The organism is Cobetia amphilecti (assembly GCF_020217465.1).
GTDB lineage: Bacteria > Pseudomonadota > Gammaproteobacteria > Pseudomonadales > Halomonadaceae > Cobetia > Cobetia amphilecti.
Genome location: NZ_CP084115.1, coordinates 1,222,653 through 1,242,919, shown reverse-complemented (window position 1 = coordinate 1,242,919; position 20,267 = coordinate 1,222,653). Strand labels below are relative to the sequence as shown.

Genomic DNA, 20,267 nt, shown 5'->3' with positions numbered 1-20,267 from the left:
ATCGACTTGAGCAGCCAAGGCTTCAACGTGACTGACTTGTGCACATCGACTCCACTTCCGACATAGACCTCAGCCATGAAACAACGCGTCCTGCTAATCGTCCGCAAGCTCAACATCGGCGGCATCCAACGCAATACCGTCAATCTCGCCAATGTCTTGCACCGCGAAGGGCATGAGGTCCATGTACTGGTACTGAAAGGCGAACTGGAACTCGTCCCGGATGCCGGCGTGCACCTTCATCAGGTCGACTTCGACAAGGCATTTCGCAAGACGGGCATCGGCCTGTTCTACGACCTGTTCACCCGCCTGCTGCTGGCTCCGTGGATCAAGGGCTCAGGATACGTCTGGCGAGGCTATTACGGCGGCCACTATCTGCGCCGTTTCATCGCGCGCCTGGAGAAGGAACACGGCCCGATCGATCGGGTCATCACGCGCGGCCAGGGCGCCTTCGAGACCTTCTGGTCGTGGCGGGACCCTCGCCTGTGGCAGGTGGCGGTGTCATGGCCCGGCGACCTGAAAGAGGGCTGGCGGCAACGTTTCCTGTTGAGCCGCCTGTATAGCGGCAAACAGGTCGTGTGCAACACCGACAATGTGCGCCAGCAACTGGAAAACCTGCTGGACCATCACGGGATCAAGGCGGCGAGACTCGCGACCATCGGCAATGTCTGTGATCTGGATGCCATCGCCGCCATGGCAGAGGAAGAGGTGGAACTGCCCTCCCGCCCTTACGTGGTGCAGGTGTGTCGTCTCTCGGACGTCAAGCGTCAGGATGTGCTGATCAAGGCATACCTCGCCTCAGGCATCGAGGAAGACCTCGTCATCGTCGGCGATGGCCCCAAGCGGGAAGCCACCGAAGCACTGATCCGCGAGCTGGGCGTCGGCGACAGGGTCCACCTGATCGGTAGCCGCCTGAACCCCTACCCGTGGATGAAGCACGCCCGTCTGTTCGTGCTCAGTTCACGCAGTGAGGCCTTCGGCATCGTGCTGGTGGAGAGCATGTGCTGTGGCACGCCGTGCGTGGCACCGGATGTCCCCGGCGGCATTCGCAATGTCTTGATCCATGATCAGGCGCGCCTGATCTCCGAAGACTCCATCGAGGCGCTGGCAGCCAAGATTCGTGAAGGTCTCGCCAACCCGCCGGCACTCGACTCGGATCCGGAGCTGATCGAACGCTTCCGCGATACCCGCATCATGCAGGAGTTTCTGTCCCTGCCCACTGATGCCGTGACATCAGACTCCCGCTGACACCCAAAGCCCTGCGTTTATCGAGAGACTCTCTTGCAGGGCTTGTTCTTGCGCCTTCCCGCGACGCTGAACTGGCAGGACGATTGGCTGGCAAGACGATGCGATGTCCAGACCAAGAGCCAGGACATTGTTGAACGAGTAATCGGATAGGAAGATCAAGTGCGGCAATTCTTACTCCGGGCCTGAAGCCAGGACGGGCGCTGCTCACAGAGCAAGGGCCGAGCACGCAACGAACGGTGCAGAGAAGACGATAAGGCGATGACGCAGAAGGCAGGACAGACGACGGCGTCCAGAAGGTGGGATTGCTGGCGCCCCCTGCAGGAGTCGAACCTGCGACCTGCCCCTTAGGAGGGGGCCGCTCTATCCAGCTGAGCTAAGGGGGCGTAGCGAGCGGAAGTATAAGCCATTGAAGTGGCGAGATAAACCCGACAATTGCTGCACCGCCTGCTTCACGCCCCTTCGTCGTCATCCACATGCTGGAGGCGCTGGAGCAATAACCTGAAGGCATGCTCCACGCCTGATTTCGGTGTCATGCCCCAGGCTGGCTGAGACAGCCTCATGAACATGCCTTCCCTATCCTTTCGACAATCGGGCCTCCGCGTCGCCAATCACCTCTGCCATCGGGCGCGGGCGCCCCAGCAGGTAACCCTGAACTCGCGAGCAACCCATGCGCCGCAAGACTTCGAGTTGCTCCGTCTCTTCCACGCCTTCCGCCACGACATCGAGTGACAGGGCGCTCGCCATCATCAGCATGGCACGCACGATCTCGTTGCCCGTGGTATGCGTGTCTGGCGATTCCTCATGAGACAGGTCATTGATGAAGCTGCGATCTATCTTCAGCTCCTTGAGCGGCATACGACGCAAACGCGACAGATTCGAGTAGCCGATGCCGAAATCATCAATCGAGAAGCTCAGGCCCAAGGCTGCCAGCTGGTCAATCTTCTCGAGCATTGCCGCTTCATCATCCGTCGCCAGGCTCTCGGTGATTTCCATACGCAAGAGCTCAGGCGCGAAGTCATGTTGCGCCAACAGCCTGGTGACCTGCGGCACGAACTCGCTGCTACGGAACTGCACCTGACTGACATTGACCGCCATCGGTAGCGCATAGCCTCGAGCGGTCATGGCGGCAAGCTCGCGACAGACCTGCTCCAGCACCCAATGTCCCAGCTCGAGAATCAGGCCGGACTCCTCCGCGATGGGGATGAAGGTCGCTGGCGAGACCATCCCAAGCTGCGGGTCATGCCAACGCAGCAATGCCTCGGCGCCACACAATTGCGGCTCACCACTTTCGGGCAGGGAAAATTGCGGCTGGAGGTGGACACTCAGCTGCTGGCGAGACACGGCCTCACGCAGCGCGTGTTCCATCCGAGCGGCATCGATGATGCGTTGGCGCATCTCGGGCGCGAAGAAACACAGCCGTGCACGCCCGGCCCCCTTGCTCTCATAGAGCGCGATATCCGCTTGATGCAGGAGGTGACTCCAGGCATCACTCTCTTCTCTATCAATTTCGTCATGCTCGGCCTTGCCAGCCGGCAACACTTGCTGAGAGCAGGCGCCATAGCCTTCCTCATGACGCGGATAGAGCGTGATGCCCAACGAGCCGGTCAACTGATGCGTTCGCCCTTCAAGCTCCAGCGGCTCCTGCAGTCGCTCCAGCATCTGCTCCGCCACCTGGCGCGCTCGGCTAGCCGCTTCGCGCGGCCCACCGGCTCTCGGTGCCAGCAGCACGATGAACTCGTCTCCCCCATGGCGCGCGAGGAAGTCCTGCGGGCCCAGCATCTCTGCCAGACGCGAGGCGACCTGCTTGAGCGCCAGGTCACCGGCATCGTGACCGAGGATATCGTTGAGACGCTTGAAGTGATCAAGATCCAGGAACATCAGCGCGCCCATCTCGCCGGGCTGGGCCTGCTCCGCCAGCTCACAGAGATGACGACGCACGAGGCGCCGGTTGGGCAAGCCGGTCAACGAGTCGTGCAAGGCCTGATGCGTCAGCTGCTGGTCACGTCGATAGCGTTCGATCGCCAGCCTGGCCACCTTGACCGCCACTTCGAGCAAGCCATGGTGAGTTGCATCGAAGACCTCGCCTGTCTCGGCATAGAAGGCAAAGCTGCCCAGCGGATTATCCTCGCCATCGAGAATCGGCATCGACAGGCAGGCATCCAGCCCCAACGCATGCGGATGCTCACGGAAGCCCTCCCAGGCAGGTTCCTGCGCGATGGAAGGCGTCATGACCGGCTTGCGCCGCCACATCGCCGTCCCACAGGTGCCCACGCCTTCCCCGATCTTCAAACCACGGGTGAACAGCATAAAGCTTGCCGGCAGGCTGGGCCCCTGACCTGCCACGATGGTGCGGCCCACATCATCCAGCAGCAGCAACGAGGAGCGCACCTGAACCGCGGCGCCTTCGATGGTCAGGCACAGGTCGCGCAGCGTCTTGTCCAGAGACTGGCCTGCCGCCACGGCTTCCAGCAGCTCAAGCTGGGAATGGCTCAACATCAAGGCCCGGTGCATCTGGGTAATGTCCGTCTGCAGCCCCAGATACCCTTCCACCCGCCCCCTGGAATCCTTGAGTGGAATGCAGCGCAGCCGCAATCGCAGTGGTTGGCCATTGCTGTCGTAATGCACCAGCTCCTCATCGCTGGGTTCGCCGCGGCGGCGCTGTTCACGCAATCGGGTGATGACCAGCAGATCGGATGCCGGCCCCATCAAAAATTCACTGGGCACCTTGCCGACCACCTGCTGCTCTCGATAGCCGAGAAGCTGCTCAAAGGCGGGGTTGACCCAGCGAATGCGCCCTTCGAGGTCATAGCAACAGACGCCGTTGCTGGTGTGATCCAGCAGCTGATTCAACAAGCCTTCGGCTTCCTGGCCATTGGCGGGCCGGGAAGTGCTCGGCATGGTGCCAAACGATGTGGTGTCACTCACTGGCGTATCCTCAGCAGACTCCTCTGCGATCCTGGCTGGATGACATGCCGAGCCTCAGGACTCGGCGAATTACCAGCACCAGCGTGCCGGATCCTCGGCACCAGTATGCGGCCTATGTCTCAGTGATATTAACCCACTGCGATGCGTTGAATATGAGTCCAGCGTCATTCGATCGGCACTGGCGTCGATCATCATTCGGCTCTCGAGCGCCGCACAGGCCTTTGAATCGAGCGCGTTCACTCCCACAACACTGACAACGCTCACATTTCAGATGCCCTGACAGCATGATCCACTCGGCAGCGTCGGGCGTAGTACACACATCACGCCATTCGCCACGGAGAGCCACTCCTTGAACGCTCTGCTGCCCTTTGTGTCAGTCACACTCTGCATGCTGCTATCGGGATGCGGGCCGCACTACCTTGCGGCCAATGACATCCACCAGGCCCCTTGCCTTGATGAATCCTCCGCCTCACGCCATCTCGTGACCCGCGACGCCACGTCGCTGGCATGGGAGTCCTGGCAACCTGCGCAGGCAACCCCTCAACGCGCCATGCTGCTTGGCCTGCACAGCTACGGCGACTTCCGGCTGGCATATGCCGATCTGGGCCCGTGGCTGGCCGGACAAGGCATCGTGACCTACGCCTATGACCAACGCGGTTTCGGGGAGTCCAGCCAGCAAGGGCGATGGCCGGAGTCCCCGTTGCTGGTCGAGGATCTGGTGGACGCCATCACGGTACTGCGCCAGCGCCACCCGAACCTCCCCTTGATCGTGGCGGGAGAAAGCATGGGCGGCTCGGTGATACTCAATGCCCTCGCCCAACATCCGGCGCTGTCGATCGATGGCAGCCTGCTCGCCGCCCCGGGCGTCCGCGGCGGCATCCGCTGGCGCTATCTGTACAACGCAGGACTCTGGACGGCGGCGCACCTTATCCCAGCGACCAGCGTGGAGGTGCCACGCAGGTACCCCGAAGGAGAACTTCAGCCCGCAGCTGCCGGGCGGTTGGCCAAGGATTCCCGCGTCGTGCATTCCGTGCGCCTTGATGCCTATTACGGCCTGATTCGCTTCACGGATCACGCCAGCGATGACATCGCAGCACTTTCTGCTGACACACGACTGCCGCCCACCCTGCTGTTGCACGGTGATCGCGATGAGACCGTGCCCCGTGTGGCCATCGAGCGGCTGGTCAGCGACTGGCCGAGCGCCTCACGCGATACGCTCGAGATTCATTACCTGCCCGAGGCGCCCCATCTGCTGCTGCAATGGCACGACAGTGACCAGATACGTGGGCGGATAGCACACTGGTTGGACCAGATCCTGCCAGCGCCCGCTTCGTGAGCGTAAGAACAAGGGTAAGTGCGAGAACGAGGCGATGGACGTGACACGCCGCGTCGTGCCGATAGCGCGTGCCTCACAAACAGCAACGCCCCGAACAGGGTTCGAGGCGTTGCTGTCTATCTATCTAACTACCGCCCCTGCGAGGGGCATGCTGACCGCTAACCAGCAATCACTGACGCGCGGTCTTCAGGGCATCAGCCAGTTCACGGGTCAGGGCGTGCACGGCTTGAGTACCCTGCTCCGGCGTCTCGGCATTGGCCTGCAGGTCGATCAAGGCAGAACCGACCACCACACCGTCGGAGAAACGCCCGATCCGCGCCGCCTGTTCAGCGGTACGGATACCGAAGCCGACCGCGACCGGAATATCGGTATGTTCACGAATGCGACCGACCTCGGCCTCGACCTTCTCGGCAGTAGGTGCCGCGCCGCCGGTCACGCCATTGCTGGAGACGTAGTAGAGGAAGCCCGAGGTGTTGGCCAGCACACCCGGCAGACGCTCGCTGTCGGTGGTCGGCGTAGCGAGGCGAATGAAGCTGATGCCCGCTTCGCTGGCCGGGACGCACAGCTCGTCATCGTGCTCCGGCGGCAGATCGACGACGATCAGGCCGTCGACGCCTGCCTCGCTTGCCTGCTCGAGAAAACGGCTCACGCCACGACGATAGATCGGGTTGTAGTAGCCCATCAGCACGATGGGAGTGTCCTGATCGCGCTTGCGGAACTCGCTGACCATCGCCAGGGTGCGGTCCATGGTCTGGCCGGCCTTCAGGGCACGTTGGGTGGCATGCTGAATGGCCAGACCATCGGCCATCGGGTCCGTGAACGGCATGCCCAGCTCGATGACATCGGCGCCTGCGTCCGCCATGCCGAGGAAGGTCGCGAGGCTGGCATCGTAGCCGGGGTCGCCCGCAGTGATGTAGGTCACCAGCGCGGCACGATTCTCGGCGCGCACGGCAGCGAAGCGACGGTCAAGACGGCTGCTGGCAGTAGTGTCGATAGCGGAAATGCTCATCAATAGACTCCGGATTTGCTGGCCTGCAGGCATCGATGACACCTGCAGGCGAAGAAGGCATGGGGCGCTCAGACTCGATCAGCGACTGACGACTCTGACGCCGGGCAACACGTGACAGACCCGGGCTTACTCGCCGTCAGGGTTCAGGCCCAGTTCGTCGGCCAGGTGATGAGTCACGGTGGCCATGTCCTTGTCACCACGGCCGCTCAGGTTGACCACCATCAGGTGGTCCTTCGGCAGGCCCGGCGCACGCTTGATGACTTCCGCCAGCGCGTGGGAGGACTCCAGCGCCGGAATGATGCCTTCTAGACGGCACAGCATCTTGAAGGCGTCCAGCGCTTCCTGGTCGGTCGCGGCGACATATTCGGCACGCTTGATGTCATGCAACCATGCGTGTTCCGGACCGATACCCGGATAGTCGAGCCCGGCGGAGATGGAGTGCGCATCGCCGATCTGACCTTCTTCATCCTGCAGCAGGAAGGTGCGGTTGCCATGCAGTACGCCCGGCAGGCCGCCCTTGAGGCTGGCGGCATGACGCGGAGTCTCAAGACCTTCACCAGCGGCTTCGACACCGATGATCTCGACGCTTTCCTCATCGAGGAACGGGTGGAACAGGCCCATCGCGTTGGAACCGCCGCCGATGCAGGCGACCAGCGAATCCGGCAGACGCCCTTCCTTCTCCTGCAGCTGCACGCGGGTTTCCTGACCGATGATGGACTGGAAGTCACGCACCAGCTGCGGGTACGGGTGCGGCCCGGCCACGGTACCGATGATGTAGAAGGTGTCATCGACGTTGGTGACCCAGTCACGCAGCGCCTCGTTCATGGCGTCCTTCAGCGTGCCATCACCGGCGGTGACAGGCACGACCTTGGCGCCCAGCAGCTGCATGCGCTGCACATTGGGCTGCTGACGATGGATATCGGTGGAGCCCATGTAGATCACGCAGTCCAGCCCGAAACGCGCCGCCACGGTGGCAGTCGCCACACCGTGCATGCCGGCACCGGTCTCGGCGATGATGCGCTGCTTGCCCATGCGGCGAGCGAGCAGTACCTGGCCCAGCGCGTTGTTGATCTTGTGAGCCCCGGTATGCATCAGGTCTTCACGCTTGAGATAGATCTTGGCGCCGCCCAGCTGCTCGGTCAGACGCTCGGCGAAATACAGCGGGCTCTGGCGGCCGACATAGTCCGCGGACAGACCAGCCAGCTCCTCGGCGAATGCCGGGTCCTGCTTGGCGGCTTCATACTCGCGCTGCAGGTGCAGAATCAACGGCATCAGCGTCTCGGCAACGAAGCGGCCGCCGAAATCACCGAAGAAACCCTTGGCATCAGGCCCTTGGCGCAGGCTGGGGGTAGCAGTCGTCTGGCTCATGCTGAACTCCTCGAATCGTGTCAGTGGCTGGTCTCACATACTGCGCAAGGCATCTGCGGGGCCAGCGATATGGTGATCATCCTAGCGCTGCAGGCACTGGAAGAAAAACGATAAATTCGCCAAGATGTGTGAGAAAATCTCACAGATGGTCGAGACGGTCATTGCCGCGCAGCCACTCTTTCCATGCCAATGACACGTCCAGCACTTGCTCAGGAGACACACCATGGAGCGCACCGAGCTACTGCCTCCCCTCAATGCCCTGCGCACCTTCGATGTGGCAGCTCGCCATGAGAGCGCCTCGCGCGCCGCAGAGGAACTGCATGTGACCCACGGGGCCGTCAGCCGTCAGATCCGCCAGCTGGAAGACGCACTCGGCACACGCCTGTTCGATCGCGCCGGGCGGGGCCTGACGCTGACACAGGCCGGCCGTGAGCTGGCGACCGCGACCCGTCATCACCTTGGCGGTCTGGCACGCGTATGCGGGGCACTGGCACGCAGTGATGCGCGGGCGCCCTTCGTGCTGAGCTGCCCGGGGTCGTTTCTGGCACGCTGGTTCATTCCGCGACTGGGGGCACTCAAGGACGCCCTGCCGGAACTCGAGCTGCACCTGACCGCCAGTGATGACAACGAAGGGCTGCGCAATGGCGTGGACGGTGTCCTGCGCTTCCAGACGCCGCCCTTTGATGACGCCGAGCATCAGGAGACGCGCGTGCTGGGCACCGAGCGCATCGGGCCCGTCCTGCGGCCCGACAGCGAGTGGCTGAGCGAGGCATCCAGTCCCCCTTCCCCCGAGGTTCTGCTGGGCCTGCCCCTGCTGCATACCCGATCACGCCCGCAAGCCTGGCCAGATTGGTGCTCACGCCAGGGACTATCCAGTGAGGGGCTTGATTACGCGCAAGGTTTCGAGCACCTCAACTACCTGCTCGAGGCGACACTGGTCGGACTGGGCGTCGGCATCGCGCCGGACTATCTGGTGGAGGAAGACCTGCGCAGCAAGCGTCTCGTGGCCCCCTGGGGGTTCGTCGAGACCGAGGCATGCCTGACGCTGACATTGCCGCAGGTCGGCCGCGCTCGTGCTCGCCACCCGCATGCCGAGGCGCTGGGCGAATGGCTTGCCCGGGAGCTGGCGACGGCACCGCCCCACTAGCCACACTTTGTGGCAGGCATAAAAAAAGCCAGTCACAAGGACTGGCTTGCCCGGACATGTATCCAGAGGATAGCGCCGGAAAGATCGTGAATCCGCTCAAGGAACCATCGCAACCTGCAACGCAGGCTGGAAGCGAGGATGGGCGAACAACCCTGCGCATTGAACGACGCAGCCACCCTCGGCAGAAATGATCGAGGAGCCATGACTGGCTCGACTCGAAGACTTCACGTCAGGTGGCCAGTCCTTATCCGAGATGGAGGACTCGAAATGAAGGGTGACGGCCTGACGCGTTTCAACTGTCAGCATCATATCTTTTAGTCCGCGAACAAAAAAGGGCCCAAACAGCAACAGACCTTTGCTGGAGAAGCACCATCAATCGCTCGCATGGCCGACCGGTATCAGTGACAGCCAGGGGCTGCAGCGCCCTTGTCCGAGGCGAGGGCCCCCGAGGCGCGATTCGGCGGATTGTTGCCGCCGAGTAACAGGCGCTGAATGTCCGTGGCCGCCATCGGCTTGTAGAAGTAATAGCCCTGGATCAGGTCACAACGCATCTCGCGCAGCAACTCCAGCTGCTGCTCGTTCTCGACTCCTTCCGCGACTACCTCCAGCCCGAGGCGATGACCGAGGAAGACCGTGGCCTCCATGATGGCGCGGTCCTTGGGCTCCTGGGCGCACTCGATCACGAAGGAGCGATCTATCTTGAGCGCCGTCACGGGCAACAACTTGAGATAGCTCATCGAGGAATAGCCGGTGCCGAAGTCATCGATGGCGATCTTGTAGCCACGGTCGTAGAGCGCCCGCAGGCTGTCGCGCACCTTGATATCGGCATCGATCAACACGTTCTCGGTCAGCTCGATACCGATGTCCCGCGGTGTCAGCCCGTATTCCTCGACGTAGGCCTCAAGGCGGGTGAAGACGTCCGAGCTGATGGCCTGGCGTCCGGAGATGTTGATGTCGATCCGGTAGCCCTTCAGCCCCATGGCGCGCCATTCGGCCTGCTGACGACACGCCTGGCGGATGACCCAGTCTCCCAGACGCTCGATCAGATTGGTGCGCTCGGCGACCTTCACGAAATCGGAGGGCGGAATATAGCCCTCGGGAGAATGCCAGCGCAGCAGCGCCTCGAAGGATTCGATGCGCTCACTGCGCGCCGCCACCTGCGGCTGATAATGCAGCGACAATTCCCCTCCGCCGTCCTGATTCAGCAGCGCCTGCAGGCGTCCGGCCAGATGGTGCTGATGCAGCATCTCGTTGCGGACTTCCTGATTGAAGAACTGATAGCCATCGCGCCCGGCCAGCTTGGCACGATGCTTGGCGACATCGGCATTGCGCACCAGCTCGGCCGCCTCGCTCCCATTCTCGGGATACAGGCTGATGCCGATACTCAGGCGCAGCAGCAACTGGCGCCCTTCGATCTCGAAGGGTCGCTGGAAGTCCTGACGAATGCGCTCGACCACCGACAGGGCATCACTCTCGTAATCCAGTCGTGGCATCGCCAGCACGAATTCATCGCCACCAAAGCGCGAGAGCAGATCCTGATTGCGCTGGAAGCCCTGCAGACGCTTGGCCACGCTACGGATGACGCGGTCACCCATCTCGTAACCGAGGGTGTCATTGATCTCGGTGAAATGATCGATATCGAGAAACAGCACCATCAGGGTGTCGTCATGACGCTGACATTCACTGAGCGCCTCGCCGAGTTCGCTCTCGAAGGTCTGGCGATTGGGCAGCTCCGTCAGGGGGTCGAAACGCGTCATGTAATCCAGATCACGCTGGACCTTGCGCTCACCCGCCAGATCGATGTCGATACAGAACATCAGCGGGTTGTCAGTGCGCTCTCCCAACATCACATGGTGAGAAAAGACAGGCACGGGGGCGCCTGACTTGTGCTTGAGCTCAAGTTCACTGGAGGGGATCTCGATACCCTGAGAGACCCAGGCATGGTGTGCGTCCACCACGACATCTGCCATCGTCTCCGGGATCACCAGAGTTTCCAGGCATCGTCCACGAGCTTCCTGCTCGCTATAGCCGTATAGCCGCTCGCTGGCCTCGTTCCAGTAGATGACGCGGCGCTGGCTGTCATAGCCCTGAACGGCGACGCGCGGCAGACTTTCCAACAGCTCTCGAAAGCGCTGATCACTGACGGGAAGTCCCTTGCTGGTCGAGAGGCCAACCATACTCGTCTGCATGACCGCCTCCTGCGTATGCTGATGATGTGACACCTGACGCTTGCGAGATAGCATGATGCCCGCAGTTGCGCCAAGAATCACCATCAGTAACGCGGTTGGCCATCGACCCAGCATGCTCTGGCCCCACATCACCACCACCATCAACGTCAGTACCACGGCAATGATGACGGGACGAGAGCACAATATTCCGGCGGCCCTGCTGGCCTGGCGGAACCCTTTAGCCATGTTGAAGGATACCTCCGCTGCCGTCCTTCGCCTGTTCGCCGGACTTCGGCGGGGCAGATCAACTCGTGACGGAATGTCACTTCGAACGAGTTCTCTCACACGCAGAACGAGTTCTTGTCGTCATGAGAAAAGTCTAAGGGTCTGCTGCGCGTAAACCCAGCGTCTTGCAGCGCCTCTCGATCACTATCCTCAACGCTTCATGCAGTGCCAGGCGGCCTGAACATGCGTTGCGCTGCTCGTCTGCAAAGGGCGAAGAATAGCGCTAATGACTTACATAATACCAGTCGATTAGATTACTCATACCTCGATATTGGCCATGTACCCATATTGATGATACTTGCGCGAGATTAGCGTGTTACCGCCATGGTACGGGTTTGACTATCTCGTGCGCACCTTCCCATTCTCCTCGACGTTGCCAATGCAACACCTTCCATTTGCGCCCAAGCGCACAAAACGTCGAGGAATTTCATATGAACATCGCAAATCGTGGCGTACGTCAACTGGCCGACTCTTCCCGCAAGATCACCCTGGAACAGGGCGGCCTGGTGGAGCACTACCCGACCCCCAAGACGGACACCACCCCCTTGCGCCTGCCGCTTGCCTCGCAGTACTGGCCGGAGGCAGTCCACGAGGAGCTGGCACGCCAGCATTGGAGCAAGGCATCCATCACCTCCCAGATCGACCTCGAGGCCTGGCAGGGCTTCCTGAAGGACCTGCCGCGTGACCCCTACGTCAACACCCGCTGGAAGCGCATGTCCTGGTTGCACCTGAACGACCAGCATGAAGTCGAGACGCTGGGCGAATGTCCGATGGCCCAGGGCGGCAAGTTCAATGACGCCGCCAGCATGGCTGACCGTCTGCGCTATTACGCACCGCTGGAAGAGAGCTTCACCGAGCGCGAGGATGTGCGCGCCTTCGTGAAGGCCTGGGCCGACATGTGGGGTATCGGCCCGCGTGAACCTATCCTGATGCAGATCACCGGCGTGCGCGGTGATGGCACCATCGATCCTCTCCAGGGCCAGGGCATCCACGCCGATGGCTGCAAGTACCTGAGCATCCTGGTGCTCAACCGCGAGAATGTCAGCGGCGCCATCAACACCCTCTATCAGGACAAGGCAGGCAAAGAGCTGCTGACCACCACGGAGCTGGCACCGGGCGAGGTCCTGCATATCCACGATGACCAGCTGTTCCACAGTGTCAGCTCCATCACCCAGGAGAACGCCGGCGAGCACTTCGAGCGCTTCATCATCATCATCAACTGCTCGTTCATCGACGAGTTCCAGAACCGCATGCTGCGTCGTCATTTCCCGGACGCCGTCCTCAACGACTGCGAGTGAGCAACGGATTGCTCGCGAGCCATCGCAGCGAGACGCATCGCAACTTGCGGCGTCGTCTCATCTGAAGCCCCGCCGCGCAGAAGCCACGATGCCGATGCCCCCCGATACGTGAAACCCTGTTCTGAGCGCCTGCATCCCTGAGCGCCCAAGCGCCAGAGTACCTATGTGCCTGAATACCTGAGTACCTGAGCGCCCGAGCCTCATGGCGTCAGACACAGGAAAGAAGAAGGAGTACCTGCCATCAGGTGACGCACTGTCACAAGATGCGCGCCGACGAAAACGTGCATGTGCAGCACCCAGCGCCAGCCGGGCCACCGGCTGGCGCTTTTATATGCCACAGAGCGCCCGCTTCGCGCTTGCCTTGAATCATGCATCTGTCCTGTTACACGATCCTTCCTTCTTCTCTCTCTTCTTATCTCCTCTTCATTCTGCTCTCTTCACTCTTTCCTTGTTCTCGCTTTCTCCTCCTTCATCCCCTCCTCTTGTTCTGCTCTCCCGCACCGCCGCGCTTTGCATTACTCTGGGGTCTTGCGCTTGGCACTCTCGCCTGTCGTCGAGACGCGCTTGATTGCATCGTCGCTTTGGCGGCGCTGTCCTCCCCTCTATGCATCAGGGACCTCTCATGACCTTTGAAAGCGGGCTGACCTTCTTCATTGCCATCTTCCTGTTTGGCATCACCCCCGGGCCTGGCATCCTGGCGCTGCTGGCGCGCGGCATGAGCCAGGGTGGCAATGCCTGCGTGCCGATGGCCGTGGGCATGAGTCTCAGTGATGTCTGCTACATGCTGGCGGCGGTGTTCGGCCTGTCGGCACTGGCCACGCATTGGGGCGAAGTCTTCGTGGTCATCCGTATCCTGGGCGCCGCTTACCTGCTCTATCTCGGCTACAAGTTATGGACGAGCTCACCGATGCTGGAGGAAGCTGAGGTGCCCAGGCTACGTGGCAACTGGTGGAAAGGGTTTCTGCAGGGCTTTCTCATCTCGGCCTCCAACCCCAAGGTCATCCTGTTCTATATCGCCTTCCTGCCCACCTTCATGGATATCACCCGGCTGTCCGGCAGCGATATCGTGATCGCCGCCGGACTCAACCTGAGCGCATTGCTGCTGGGCGTGGTGCCGGTGGGCTATCTCGCCGGGCGTGTCCGCCGCTATCTGCGCTCGGCGAAGGCAGTCAAACGCCTCAATCGCAGCGCCGGCGGTCTGATGATCGGGGCGGGTGGCTATCTGGCATTGCGCGGCTGACGCCTGAACGACACTCCCCGTGACGTGAGCGCCTTGCACAAACACAAACGCCCCTGCCGATTGGCAGGGGCGTTTGTGTCGAGAGGCATGGGGTGGGATTGCAGAGCGCTTGCGCTCAACCCACGGCGTCAGTGCACGTTGTCGGCGCTGACGTCAGCACCAGTGCCCTGCGCTTGTCGTCATTACTGGCGGATGCCTTCGATGACCAGATACAGATCGACGGTGGCCGCATTCGGGCCAAGCTTGGATGTGTCGATGCCGTAGTCGGCGAGCTTCAGCGTGGTGGTGCCTTCAAAGCCCTGACGGTAGCCGCCCCACGGGTCTTCACCGCCGCCGATATGATCCACATCCAGGGTCACGGGCTGCGTCTGGCCGTGCAGCGTCAAGTCCCCCTTCAGCTTGCCGGAACCATCGCCGGTGGACTCGAAACCGGTCGAGGTGAAGGTTGCCGTCGGATATTGGGAGACATCCAGGAAGTCGGCCGATTTGATGTGCTTGTCGCGTTCGGCGTGGGCGCTGTCCAGGCTATCGACATCGACTTCTACCGACACTTTCGCATCTTCCGGCTTCCCCTGATCATAGGAGAAATCACCACTGAACTCCTTGAACTGCCCCAGCACGTAGGAATAGCCCAGATGGCTGATCTTGAACTGGATGAAGGCGTGCTGGCCATCGGTATCGATCGTGTAATCGGAGGCCTGTGCCTGACCCGCCATCAGCGGCAGCGACGCCGCCATGAGACCTGCCACCAGTGACTTGCCGAGGAAGGATGTCTTGTTCATGTTGGTGCTCCTTGAGAGGTTTCGTCACATCTGGCGTTCGAGCGTACCCAACGCCTTCCTTTTCGTCAGCGCAGCGGCCGAATCATGCGCCGCAACGTGTCCTGCCCATCCAGCAGGTGATGCTTGAATGCCGCCGCCGCATGCCCCAGCGACAGGATGATCAGCACACAGGCAGCATACCAATGCACCTCACCTGCCAGCGATGCCTGATCCTTCAGCCCCGAGATCACTGCCGGCACCTCGAAGAGATCGAATACCTTGATGCCACGCCCGTCAGCGGTGGAAATGAGGTAACCCGAGATCATCACCACCAGCATCAGCACGTAGAGCAACACATGGCCGATAAGCGCCGCGCGCTGTTCATTACGCGTGCCGTGCGCCTGCGGGGTCGTCTGGCTCCAGCGCCAGGCAAGCCGCACCAGCGTCAGCACCAGCAATATCACCCCGACCGAGCGATGCCACCACGGACCGAGCTGGTACCAGGCATCGTAATAGCCAAGCGACGTCATCCACCAGCCCAGCGCGAAGAGCCCGACGATGGCCAGCGCCGACAGCCAATGCATCACGATGACAGGCCAGCCCCAGCCCCGTCGAGAATTACGCCACATGAGGTGCTCCTGATGACAGTCTCCACCTGACCATCGAGCTGGCAGGTTCTTTGAGCAAGAGCTTAACCAGTGCCCGAACGGACGCCAACCCTTGCGGGCAACACCAGCGAAATTGTCCAGAGACACCAACGCCCGGCAGAACCGGGCGTTGGTGTGCAAAGGCAGGCGTTACGGGACTCAGCTCGCGAGGCGATCAAGTCCGCGCGCCAGATCACGCTTGATGTCGTCGAGATCTTCCAGACCGACGGCAATACGCAGCAGGCCCTCTTCGATGCCGGCGGCTGCTTTCTGGTCATCGCTGAGGCGACCGTGAGTCGTGGTGGCCGGGTGCGTGATGGTGGTCTTCACGTCGCCCAGGTTGCCAGTGATCGACAGGATCTGCGTCGCATCGACCACCGACCAGGCCGCCTCGCGGCCGCCCTTGACCACCACCCCCAGCACCGCACCGAAGGCCTTCTGCTGGGCCTTGGCCAGTTCATGCTGCGGATGGCTCTCAAGTCCGGAGTAATGCACCCGCTCGATGGCCGGATGCGCCTCCAGCCAATGTGCCAGCGTCAGCGCACGTGCACAGTGGGCTTCCATGCGAATGTTCAGCGTCTCCAGGCCCTTGAGGAAGACCCAGGCGTTGAAGGGGCTCAGGCACGGCCCGCAGGTACGCACCACGCCATAGACCTCCTCCATCAGCGAGGAGCTTCCGACCACGGCACCACCCAGCGTCCGGCCCTGACCATCGAGATACTTGGTGGCGGAGTGGATGACGATATCGGCGCCCAGCGTCAGCGGGCGCTGCAGAGCCGGCGTACAGAAGCAGTTGTCGATGGCGAGCCAGGCGTCGTTCTCATGGGCCAGCGCCGCCAATGCCTTGATATCGCCGAGCTCGGACAGCGGATTGGACGGTGTCTCGGCGAACAACAGCTTGGTGGCCGGCGTGATCGCCTCGCGCCAGGCATCCAGATCCTTCAGTTCGACGAAGCGCGTAGTGATGCCCAGCTTGCCGAAGTACTTGGTGAACAGGCTGACACTCGAACCGAAGATGGAACGCGACGCGACGATTTCATCGCCGGATTCCAGCAACGCCAGCACGGTGGACATGATCGCGGCCATGCCGGAACTGGTTGCCACGCAACGCTCACCGCCTTCCATCGCCGCCAGGCGCTCCTCGAAGAAGCGCACCGTCGGATTGGTGAAGCGCGAGTAGATGTTGCCGGCTTCATCGCCCCCGAACTTGGCTGCGGCCTCAGCGGCGCTGCCATAGACGAAACTTGAGGTGGTGTAGATGGGCTCGCCGTGTTCCTGCTCGGCACCGCGCAGGTGACCGGCACGGATGGCGAGCGTCTCGAGGCCCAGCTCATCGCGGGAAAGACCGGCGCGGGAAAGATTGTCGTCGTGCATGGTGTCCAGTACCTCTACTGATGGAATCTACTGCCCTGTGAATCACGATCCAGCGTCACGCGCCGCTGTGACATGTCGCGTCTTCAGCATCTCGGGTCGCGTCGACAGCAAGAAGAAGGAAAAGCGATGCGCCAATGTTACCGGTTTTGAACGCGCAACGGGCCCCGGATTTCTCCGGAGCCCGTTGCGGTTCGCTCATCGCGTGATTGCCTGCCGAGGATGGCAGGCAGCCGGATCAGTCGAGATCTTCCGAATCGTTGTGCAGATCCACCACCGCGTGGGTCTCGCCAGCGCTCTTGGCGCCATCATTGCGCGAGGCACGCAGGTCGTTCAGATAGGCTTCATCGATATCGCCGGTCACGTAGACACCGTCGAACACGGAGCAATCGAACTCATCCAGCGCCGGATTGACTTCACGACAGGCGTCCTTCAGGTCGTCGAGGTCCTGATAGAACAGACGGTCAGCGCCGATCAGGTCCGCGATTTCCTTCTCGGTACGGTCATGGGCGATCAGCTCTTCCGCCGCCGGCATGTCGATGCCGTAAACGTTGGGGTAGCGAACCGCCGGTGCTGCCGACGCGAAGTAGACGTTCTTGGCGCCCGCTTCACGCGCCATCTGGATGATCTCGTTGCAGGTGGTACCGCGCACGATGGAATCGTCCACCAGCAGCACGTTCTTGCCGGCAAACTCGATATCGATGGCGTTGAGTTTCTGACGCACGGACTTCTTGCGCAGTGTCTGCCCCGGCATGATGAAGGTACGGCCGATATAGCGGTTCTTCATGAAGCCTTCGCGGTAAGTCACTCCCAGATGCTGGGCCAGCTCGAGGGCGGAGGTACGCGAGGTATCGGGGATCGGAATCACGACATCGATGTCCTGCTCCGGCCATTCACGCACGATCTTGTCGGCCAGCTTCTCGCCCATGCGCATGCGGGTGCCATAGACGTAGGCACCGTCGAGCAGGGAATCCGGACGCGCCAGGTAGACGTGTTCGAAGATGCACGGCTTGAGAACCGGATCATCCGCGCACTGCAGAGTGTGCAGCTCACGCTCCATGTCGATGAATACCGCTTCACCCGGGGCCAGGTCACGGATCAGCTCGAAGCCGGCGACGTCGAGCGCCACGGATTCGGAGGCGATCATGTACTCGACGCCTTCGGCGGAGTCACGCTTGCCGAAACACGCCGGACGGATGCCGTGCGGATCACGGAAAGCGACCAGGCCAGTGCCGTTGATGATCGAGACGGCCGCGTAGCCGCCCTTGCAGCGACGATGCACACGACGCACGGCATCGAACACATCACCGGCACCCAGACGCATGCCCTGCTTGCCCAGCTCGTGAGCGAAGACGTTGAGCAGCACCTCGGAATCGGAGCTGGTGTTGATGTGACGCAGATCAGAGGAGAACAACTCCTGCTTGAGCTGGTCGGAGTTGGTCAGGTTGCCGTTGTGCGCCAGCGTGATGCCGTAAGGCGAGTTGACATAGAACGGCTGTGATTCCGCCTCGCTGGAGGAACCGGCGGTCGGGTAGCGAACATGGCCGATCCCCATGTTGCCCTTGAGACGCTGCATGTGACGAGTGCGGAAGACATCACGCACCAGACCATTGCTCTTGCGCAGCAGGAAACGACCTTCGTGCCAGGTCATCATGCCCGCGGCGTCCTGCCCGCGGTGCTGCAATACGGTCAGCGCGTCATACAGCGCCTGGTTGACCGAGGCGTTGGCCATCAAACCTACAATCCCGCACATCCCGTCATTACCTCACTAATACACACTTGGATAGGGAAGCGCACGCTGGCGACTGCCGGCGCCCGTCCATATGGCAATATGAGTGCTCACACGGCGCAATTGTCAGGCCTGCCCCCCATGCAGGCAACACCTGACCGATGGGTCAACCCCTTCGACTGCCCCGCATGAGGCTTCAGCAACGCGTGCCGAATGCCGAAAACGACAACGCCGGGCCACGATGCCCGGCGCTGAAGATCCTGCCTGTCACTGCTCACCACCCGCATTGCGGCTTGCGGCCTCGCCAGCGGTGCTGCCCCTGAGCAACGCCTCCAGCGAGGGCTGGTCCTGCGTGGCATCCTGGCGCGTGAACGACTGCAGCGCCTGCTGGCTGAGGCTGTCGCTCAACGCACGCCCTTCTCGCTGGGCGCTGTCGATCAGACCGCTGGCCTGCTGCTTGAGCCGGGTGCCGCTGGTGGAATCCGGAAGCGACACGCTCTGGCCCCAGTCACCGCCCGTATCCCACTCACGATAGCGAGCCAACGACCAGTCGCGCAGCTGCTCAAGCATCGGCCGCAGCTGGGCGGCCTGCCAGTCGGCGCTGTCACGCAGGGGCGTCAGCCCCACCACGGCGGTGATCAGCACCAGTATGACCGCCGCGCGCAAGGCGCCGAATACACCGCCGAGCAGGCGATTGAAGCCGCCCATGCCGACCGCATGAATCAAGCGTTCCAGCAGGCGCAACATCAGCCCCCAGATCAGCACGCTCGCGATCACCACCAGCACGAAGCCGACTGCGGTGCGGATGCCCGGCGAGACAATCATCTCTTCGAGAAGGCCACCCACCTCGGCGCCGAACTGGCGTGCCGCGACCAATGCCACCAGCCAGCCCGCCAGACCCAGGGCCTCGCTGAGCAGACCCCGCATCAGCCCCAGCAGTACCGAGATACCGATCAGGCCCAGACATAGCCAATCGATCCAGACCAGCTCGTTCACTCACCCTCCTTGCGTCGTACCAGCAGGCCCTTGATATTGACCTGCTGCTGCAGGCGCGAGCGTGCGGACTCACCGATCTCGGAAGACTTGTACGGGCCGACGAAGACAACGGTCAACTTGCTGCCACGCGGGATACGGTATGCCGCGAAGCCCTTGCCCTGCAGCTCCTTCTGGAGACGCTCGGCGTTGGCCGGGTCACCGAAGCTGCCGACCTGCACGGCCCAGCCACCGGCGGAAGACGACGGCGCATTCGAGGCAACCGCAGGCTTCGGCTCAGGCTTGGGCGCGGGCTTGGGTTCAGCCTTGGGAGCAGGCTTGGGCTCCGGCTTGGCAGCGGGTTCCGGTTCCGGTTCCGGTTCCGGCTTTGGCTTTGACTGCGGCTCGCTGCTGGCCACAGAGCGGGTCGGCGACAACTGCTCGGCCTCGGCGACACGGCCTTGGGACTCGGAACCGCTGTCACTGCCAGCACCCGGGTCACTGTCACGCACCTTGCCGTTGCTGTCGACGAAGGTGATCGGCACATCCGTGCCGATCTTCAGCTCGCTGGGCGGCTGCGGCTCATCGACGTTGGAGCGATCGATATCCACCGGCTTGCCAAGCGTCATCACCGGACTCGGGCGCTCATCACGGGCCGGCGGCTCATCGAAGAGCATCGGGATGAAGATCACCCCCAACGCCAGCAGGATGACCGCACCGCTGATTCGCTCGCGTTTGCCATATTTCATTGTGACATCTCCCTTGC

15 protein-coding genes and 1 tRNA gene are annotated in these 20,267 nt (G+C 62.0%); 5 read left to right on the top strand and 11 right to left on the bottom strand.

Going from position 1 to position 20,267, the window contains the following annotated elements; translation table 11 throughout:
* Window positions 1-75: 75 nt before the first annotated feature.
* On the top strand, window positions 76-1,245 hold the full coding sequence (locus LCW13_RS05280) for a glycosyltransferase (protein WP_225347764.1): 1,170 nt from the start codon (window positions 76-78) through the stop codon (window positions 1,243-1,245).
* Between the two features lie 306 nt (window positions 1,246-1,551).
* Here the strand turns inward: LCW13_RS05280 and LCW13_RS05275 are convergent.
* A tRNA-Arg gene (locus LCW13_RS05275) sits at window positions 1,552-1,628 on the bottom strand.
* Window positions 1,629-1,818: 190 nt separating this feature from the next.
* Window positions 1,819-4,170 (bottom strand): sensor domain-containing protein, encoded by a 2,352-nt coding sequence (locus tag LCW13_RS05270; protein WP_153635336.1) that lies wholly within the window; start codon window positions 4,168-4,170, stop codon window positions 1,819-1,821.
* A gap of 388 nt (window positions 4,171-4,558) precedes the next feature.
* On the opposite strand from LCW13_RS05270, the gene LCW13_RS05265 reads away from it, so the two are divergent.
* Complete coding sequence (locus LCW13_RS05265; protein ID WP_153635335.1) at window positions 4,559-5,506, top strand: alpha/beta fold hydrolase; 948 nt, start codon at window positions 4,559-4,561, stop codon at window positions 5,504-5,506.
* 169 nt (window positions 5,507-5,675) lie between these two features.
* Here the strand turns inward: LCW13_RS05265 and trpA are convergent, their stop codons facing one another.
* Window positions 5,676-6,515 carry a tryptophan synthase subunit alpha gene (gene trpA, locus LCW13_RS05260; RefSeq protein ID WP_153635334.1) on the bottom strand — a complete coding sequence of 280 codons (840 nt, stop codon included), beginning with the start codon at window positions 6,513-6,515 and terminating at the stop codon, window positions 5,676-5,678.
* 126 nt (window positions 6,516-6,641) lie between these two features.
* Entirely contained in the window at window positions 6,642-7,883 is a 1,242-nt protein-coding gene (gene trpB, locus LCW13_RS05255; RefSeq protein ID WP_054554923.1) for a tryptophan synthase subunit beta, read from the bottom strand.
* Window positions 7,884-8,106: 223 nt separating this feature from the next.
* On the opposite strand from trpB, the gene LCW13_RS05250 reads away from it, so the two are divergent.
* A complete protein-coding gene (locus tag LCW13_RS05250; protein WP_054554924.1) occupies window positions 8,107-9,030 on the top strand; it encodes a LysR family transcriptional regulator in 924 nt (307 codons plus the stop codon).
* Between the two features lie 398 nt (window positions 9,031-9,428).
* On the opposite strand, the gene LCW13_RS05245 is transcribed toward LCW13_RS05250, so the two are convergent.
* Window positions 9,429-11,219, bottom strand: coding sequence for a putative bifunctional diguanylate cyclase/phosphodiesterase (locus tag LCW13_RS05245; protein ID WP_225347763.1), 1,791 nt, complete (start codon window positions 11,217-11,219; stop codon window positions 9,429-9,431).
* A 695-nt stretch (window positions 11,220-11,914) separates the two neighbouring features.
* Here LCW13_RS05245 and LCW13_RS05240 point away from each other — a divergent pair.
* Together LCW13_RS05240 and LCW13_RS05235 are read left to right on the top strand one after the other, a co-directional pair.
* Window positions 11,915-12,781, top strand: coding sequence for a 2OG-Fe dioxygenase family protein (locus LCW13_RS05240; protein ID WP_084589647.1), 867 nt, complete (start codon window positions 11,915-11,917; stop codon window positions 12,779-12,781).
* A 622-nt stretch (window positions 12,782-13,403) separates the two neighbouring features.
* On the top strand, window positions 13,404-14,021 hold the full coding sequence (locus LCW13_RS05235) for a LysE family translocator (protein ID WP_225347762.1): 618 nt from the start codon (window positions 13,404-13,406) through the stop codon (window positions 14,019-14,021).
* A gap of 182 nt (window positions 14,022-14,203) precedes the next feature.
* Here LCW13_RS05235 and LCW13_RS05230 read toward each other — a convergent pair whose 3' ends face one another.
* The 6 genes from LCW13_RS05230 to LCW13_RS05205 form a co-directional block, all read right to left on the bottom strand.
* A complete protein-coding gene (locus tag LCW13_RS05230; protein ID WP_043336921.1) occupies window positions 14,204-14,803 on the bottom strand; it encodes a YceI family protein in 600 nt (199 codons plus the stop codon).
* Window positions 14,804-14,868: 65 nt separating this feature from the next.
* Window positions 14,869-15,411: a cytochrome b gene (locus LCW13_RS05225; protein ID WP_215824062.1), complete on the bottom strand. Its 543-nt coding sequence runs from the start codon at window positions 15,409-15,411 to the stop codon at window positions 14,869-14,871.
* A gap of 177 nt (window positions 15,412-15,588) precedes the next feature.
* Window positions 15,589-16,803, bottom strand: coding sequence for an O-succinylhomoserine sulfhydrylase (locus tag LCW13_RS05220; RefSeq protein ID WP_225347761.1), 1,215 nt, complete (start codon window positions 16,801-16,803; stop codon window positions 15,589-15,591).
* A 235-nt stretch (window positions 16,804-17,038) separates the two neighbouring features.
* Window positions 17,039-18,553, bottom strand: coding sequence for an amidophosphoribosyltransferase (purF, locus tag LCW13_RS05215; protein ID WP_043336916.1), 1,515 nt, complete (start codon window positions 18,551-18,553; stop codon window positions 17,039-17,041).
* Between the two features lie 243 nt (window positions 18,554-18,796).
* Window positions 18,797-19,525 (bottom strand): CvpA family protein, encoded by a 729-nt coding sequence (locus LCW13_RS05210; protein ID WP_225347760.1) that lies wholly within the window; start codon window positions 19,523-19,525, stop codon window positions 18,797-18,799.
* A complete protein-coding gene (locus LCW13_RS05205) occupies window positions 19,522-20,250 on the bottom strand; it encodes an SPOR domain-containing protein (RefSeq protein ID WP_225347759.1) in 729 nt (242 codons plus the stop codon). The genes LCW13_RS05210 and LCW13_RS05205 overlap by 4 nt, the downstream gene beginning before the upstream one ends.
* Between the last annotated feature and the right edge of the window lie 17 nt (window positions 20,251-20,267).

Bases quoted from the DNA above. Each gene is read 5' to 3' on its own strand.
- LCW13_RS05240 (WP_084589647.1), top strand. From the start codon at position 11,915: ATGAACATCGCAAATCGTGGCGTACGTCAACTGGCCGACTCTTCCCGC.
- LCW13_RS05250 (WP_054554924.1), top strand. From the start codon at position 8,107: ATGGAGCGCACCGAGCTACTGCCTCCCCTCAATGCCCTGCGCACCTTC.
- purF (WP_043336916.1), bottom strand. From the start codon at position 18,553: ATGTGCGGGATTGTAGGTTTGATGGCCAACGCCTCGGTCAACCAGGCG.
- LCW13_RS05235 (WP_225347762.1), top strand. From the start codon at position 13,404: ATGACCTTTGAAAGCGGGCTGACCTTCTTCATTGCCATCTTCCTGTTT.
- LCW13_RS05245 (WP_225347763.1), bottom strand. From the start codon at position 11,219: ATGCAGACGAGTATGGTTGGCCTCTCGACCAGCAAGGGACTTCCCGTC.
- LCW13_RS05265 (WP_153635335.1), top strand. From the start codon at position 4,559: ATGCTGCTATCGGGATGCGGGCCGCACTACCTTGCGGCCAATGACATC.
- LCW13_RS05220 (WP_225347761.1), bottom strand. From the start codon at position 16,803: ATGCACGACGACAATCTTTCCCGCGCCGGTCTTTCCCGCGATGAGCTG.
- LCW13_RS05280 (WP_225347764.1), top strand. From the start codon at position 76: ATGAAACAACGCGTCCTGCTAATCGTCCGCAAGCTCAACATCGGCGGC.
- LCW13_RS05230 (WP_043336921.1), bottom strand. From the start codon at position 14,803: ATGAACAAGACATCCTTCCTCGGCAAGTCACTGGTGGCAGGTCTCATG.
- trpB (WP_054554923.1), bottom strand. From the start codon at position 7,883: ATGAGCCAGACGACTGCTACCCCCAGCCTGCGCCAAGGGCCTGATGCC.
- LCW13_RS05225 (WP_215824062.1), bottom strand. From the start codon at position 15,411: ATGTGGCGTAATTCTCGACGGGGCTGGGGCTGGCCTGTCATCGTGATG.
- LCW13_RS05205 (WP_225347759.1), bottom strand. From the start codon at position 20,250: ATGAAATATGGCAAACGCGAGCGAATCAGCGGTGCGGTCATCCTGCTG.
- trpA (WP_153635334.1), bottom strand. From the start codon at position 6,515: ATGAGCATTTCCGCTATCGACACTACTGCCAGCAGCCGTCTTGACCGT.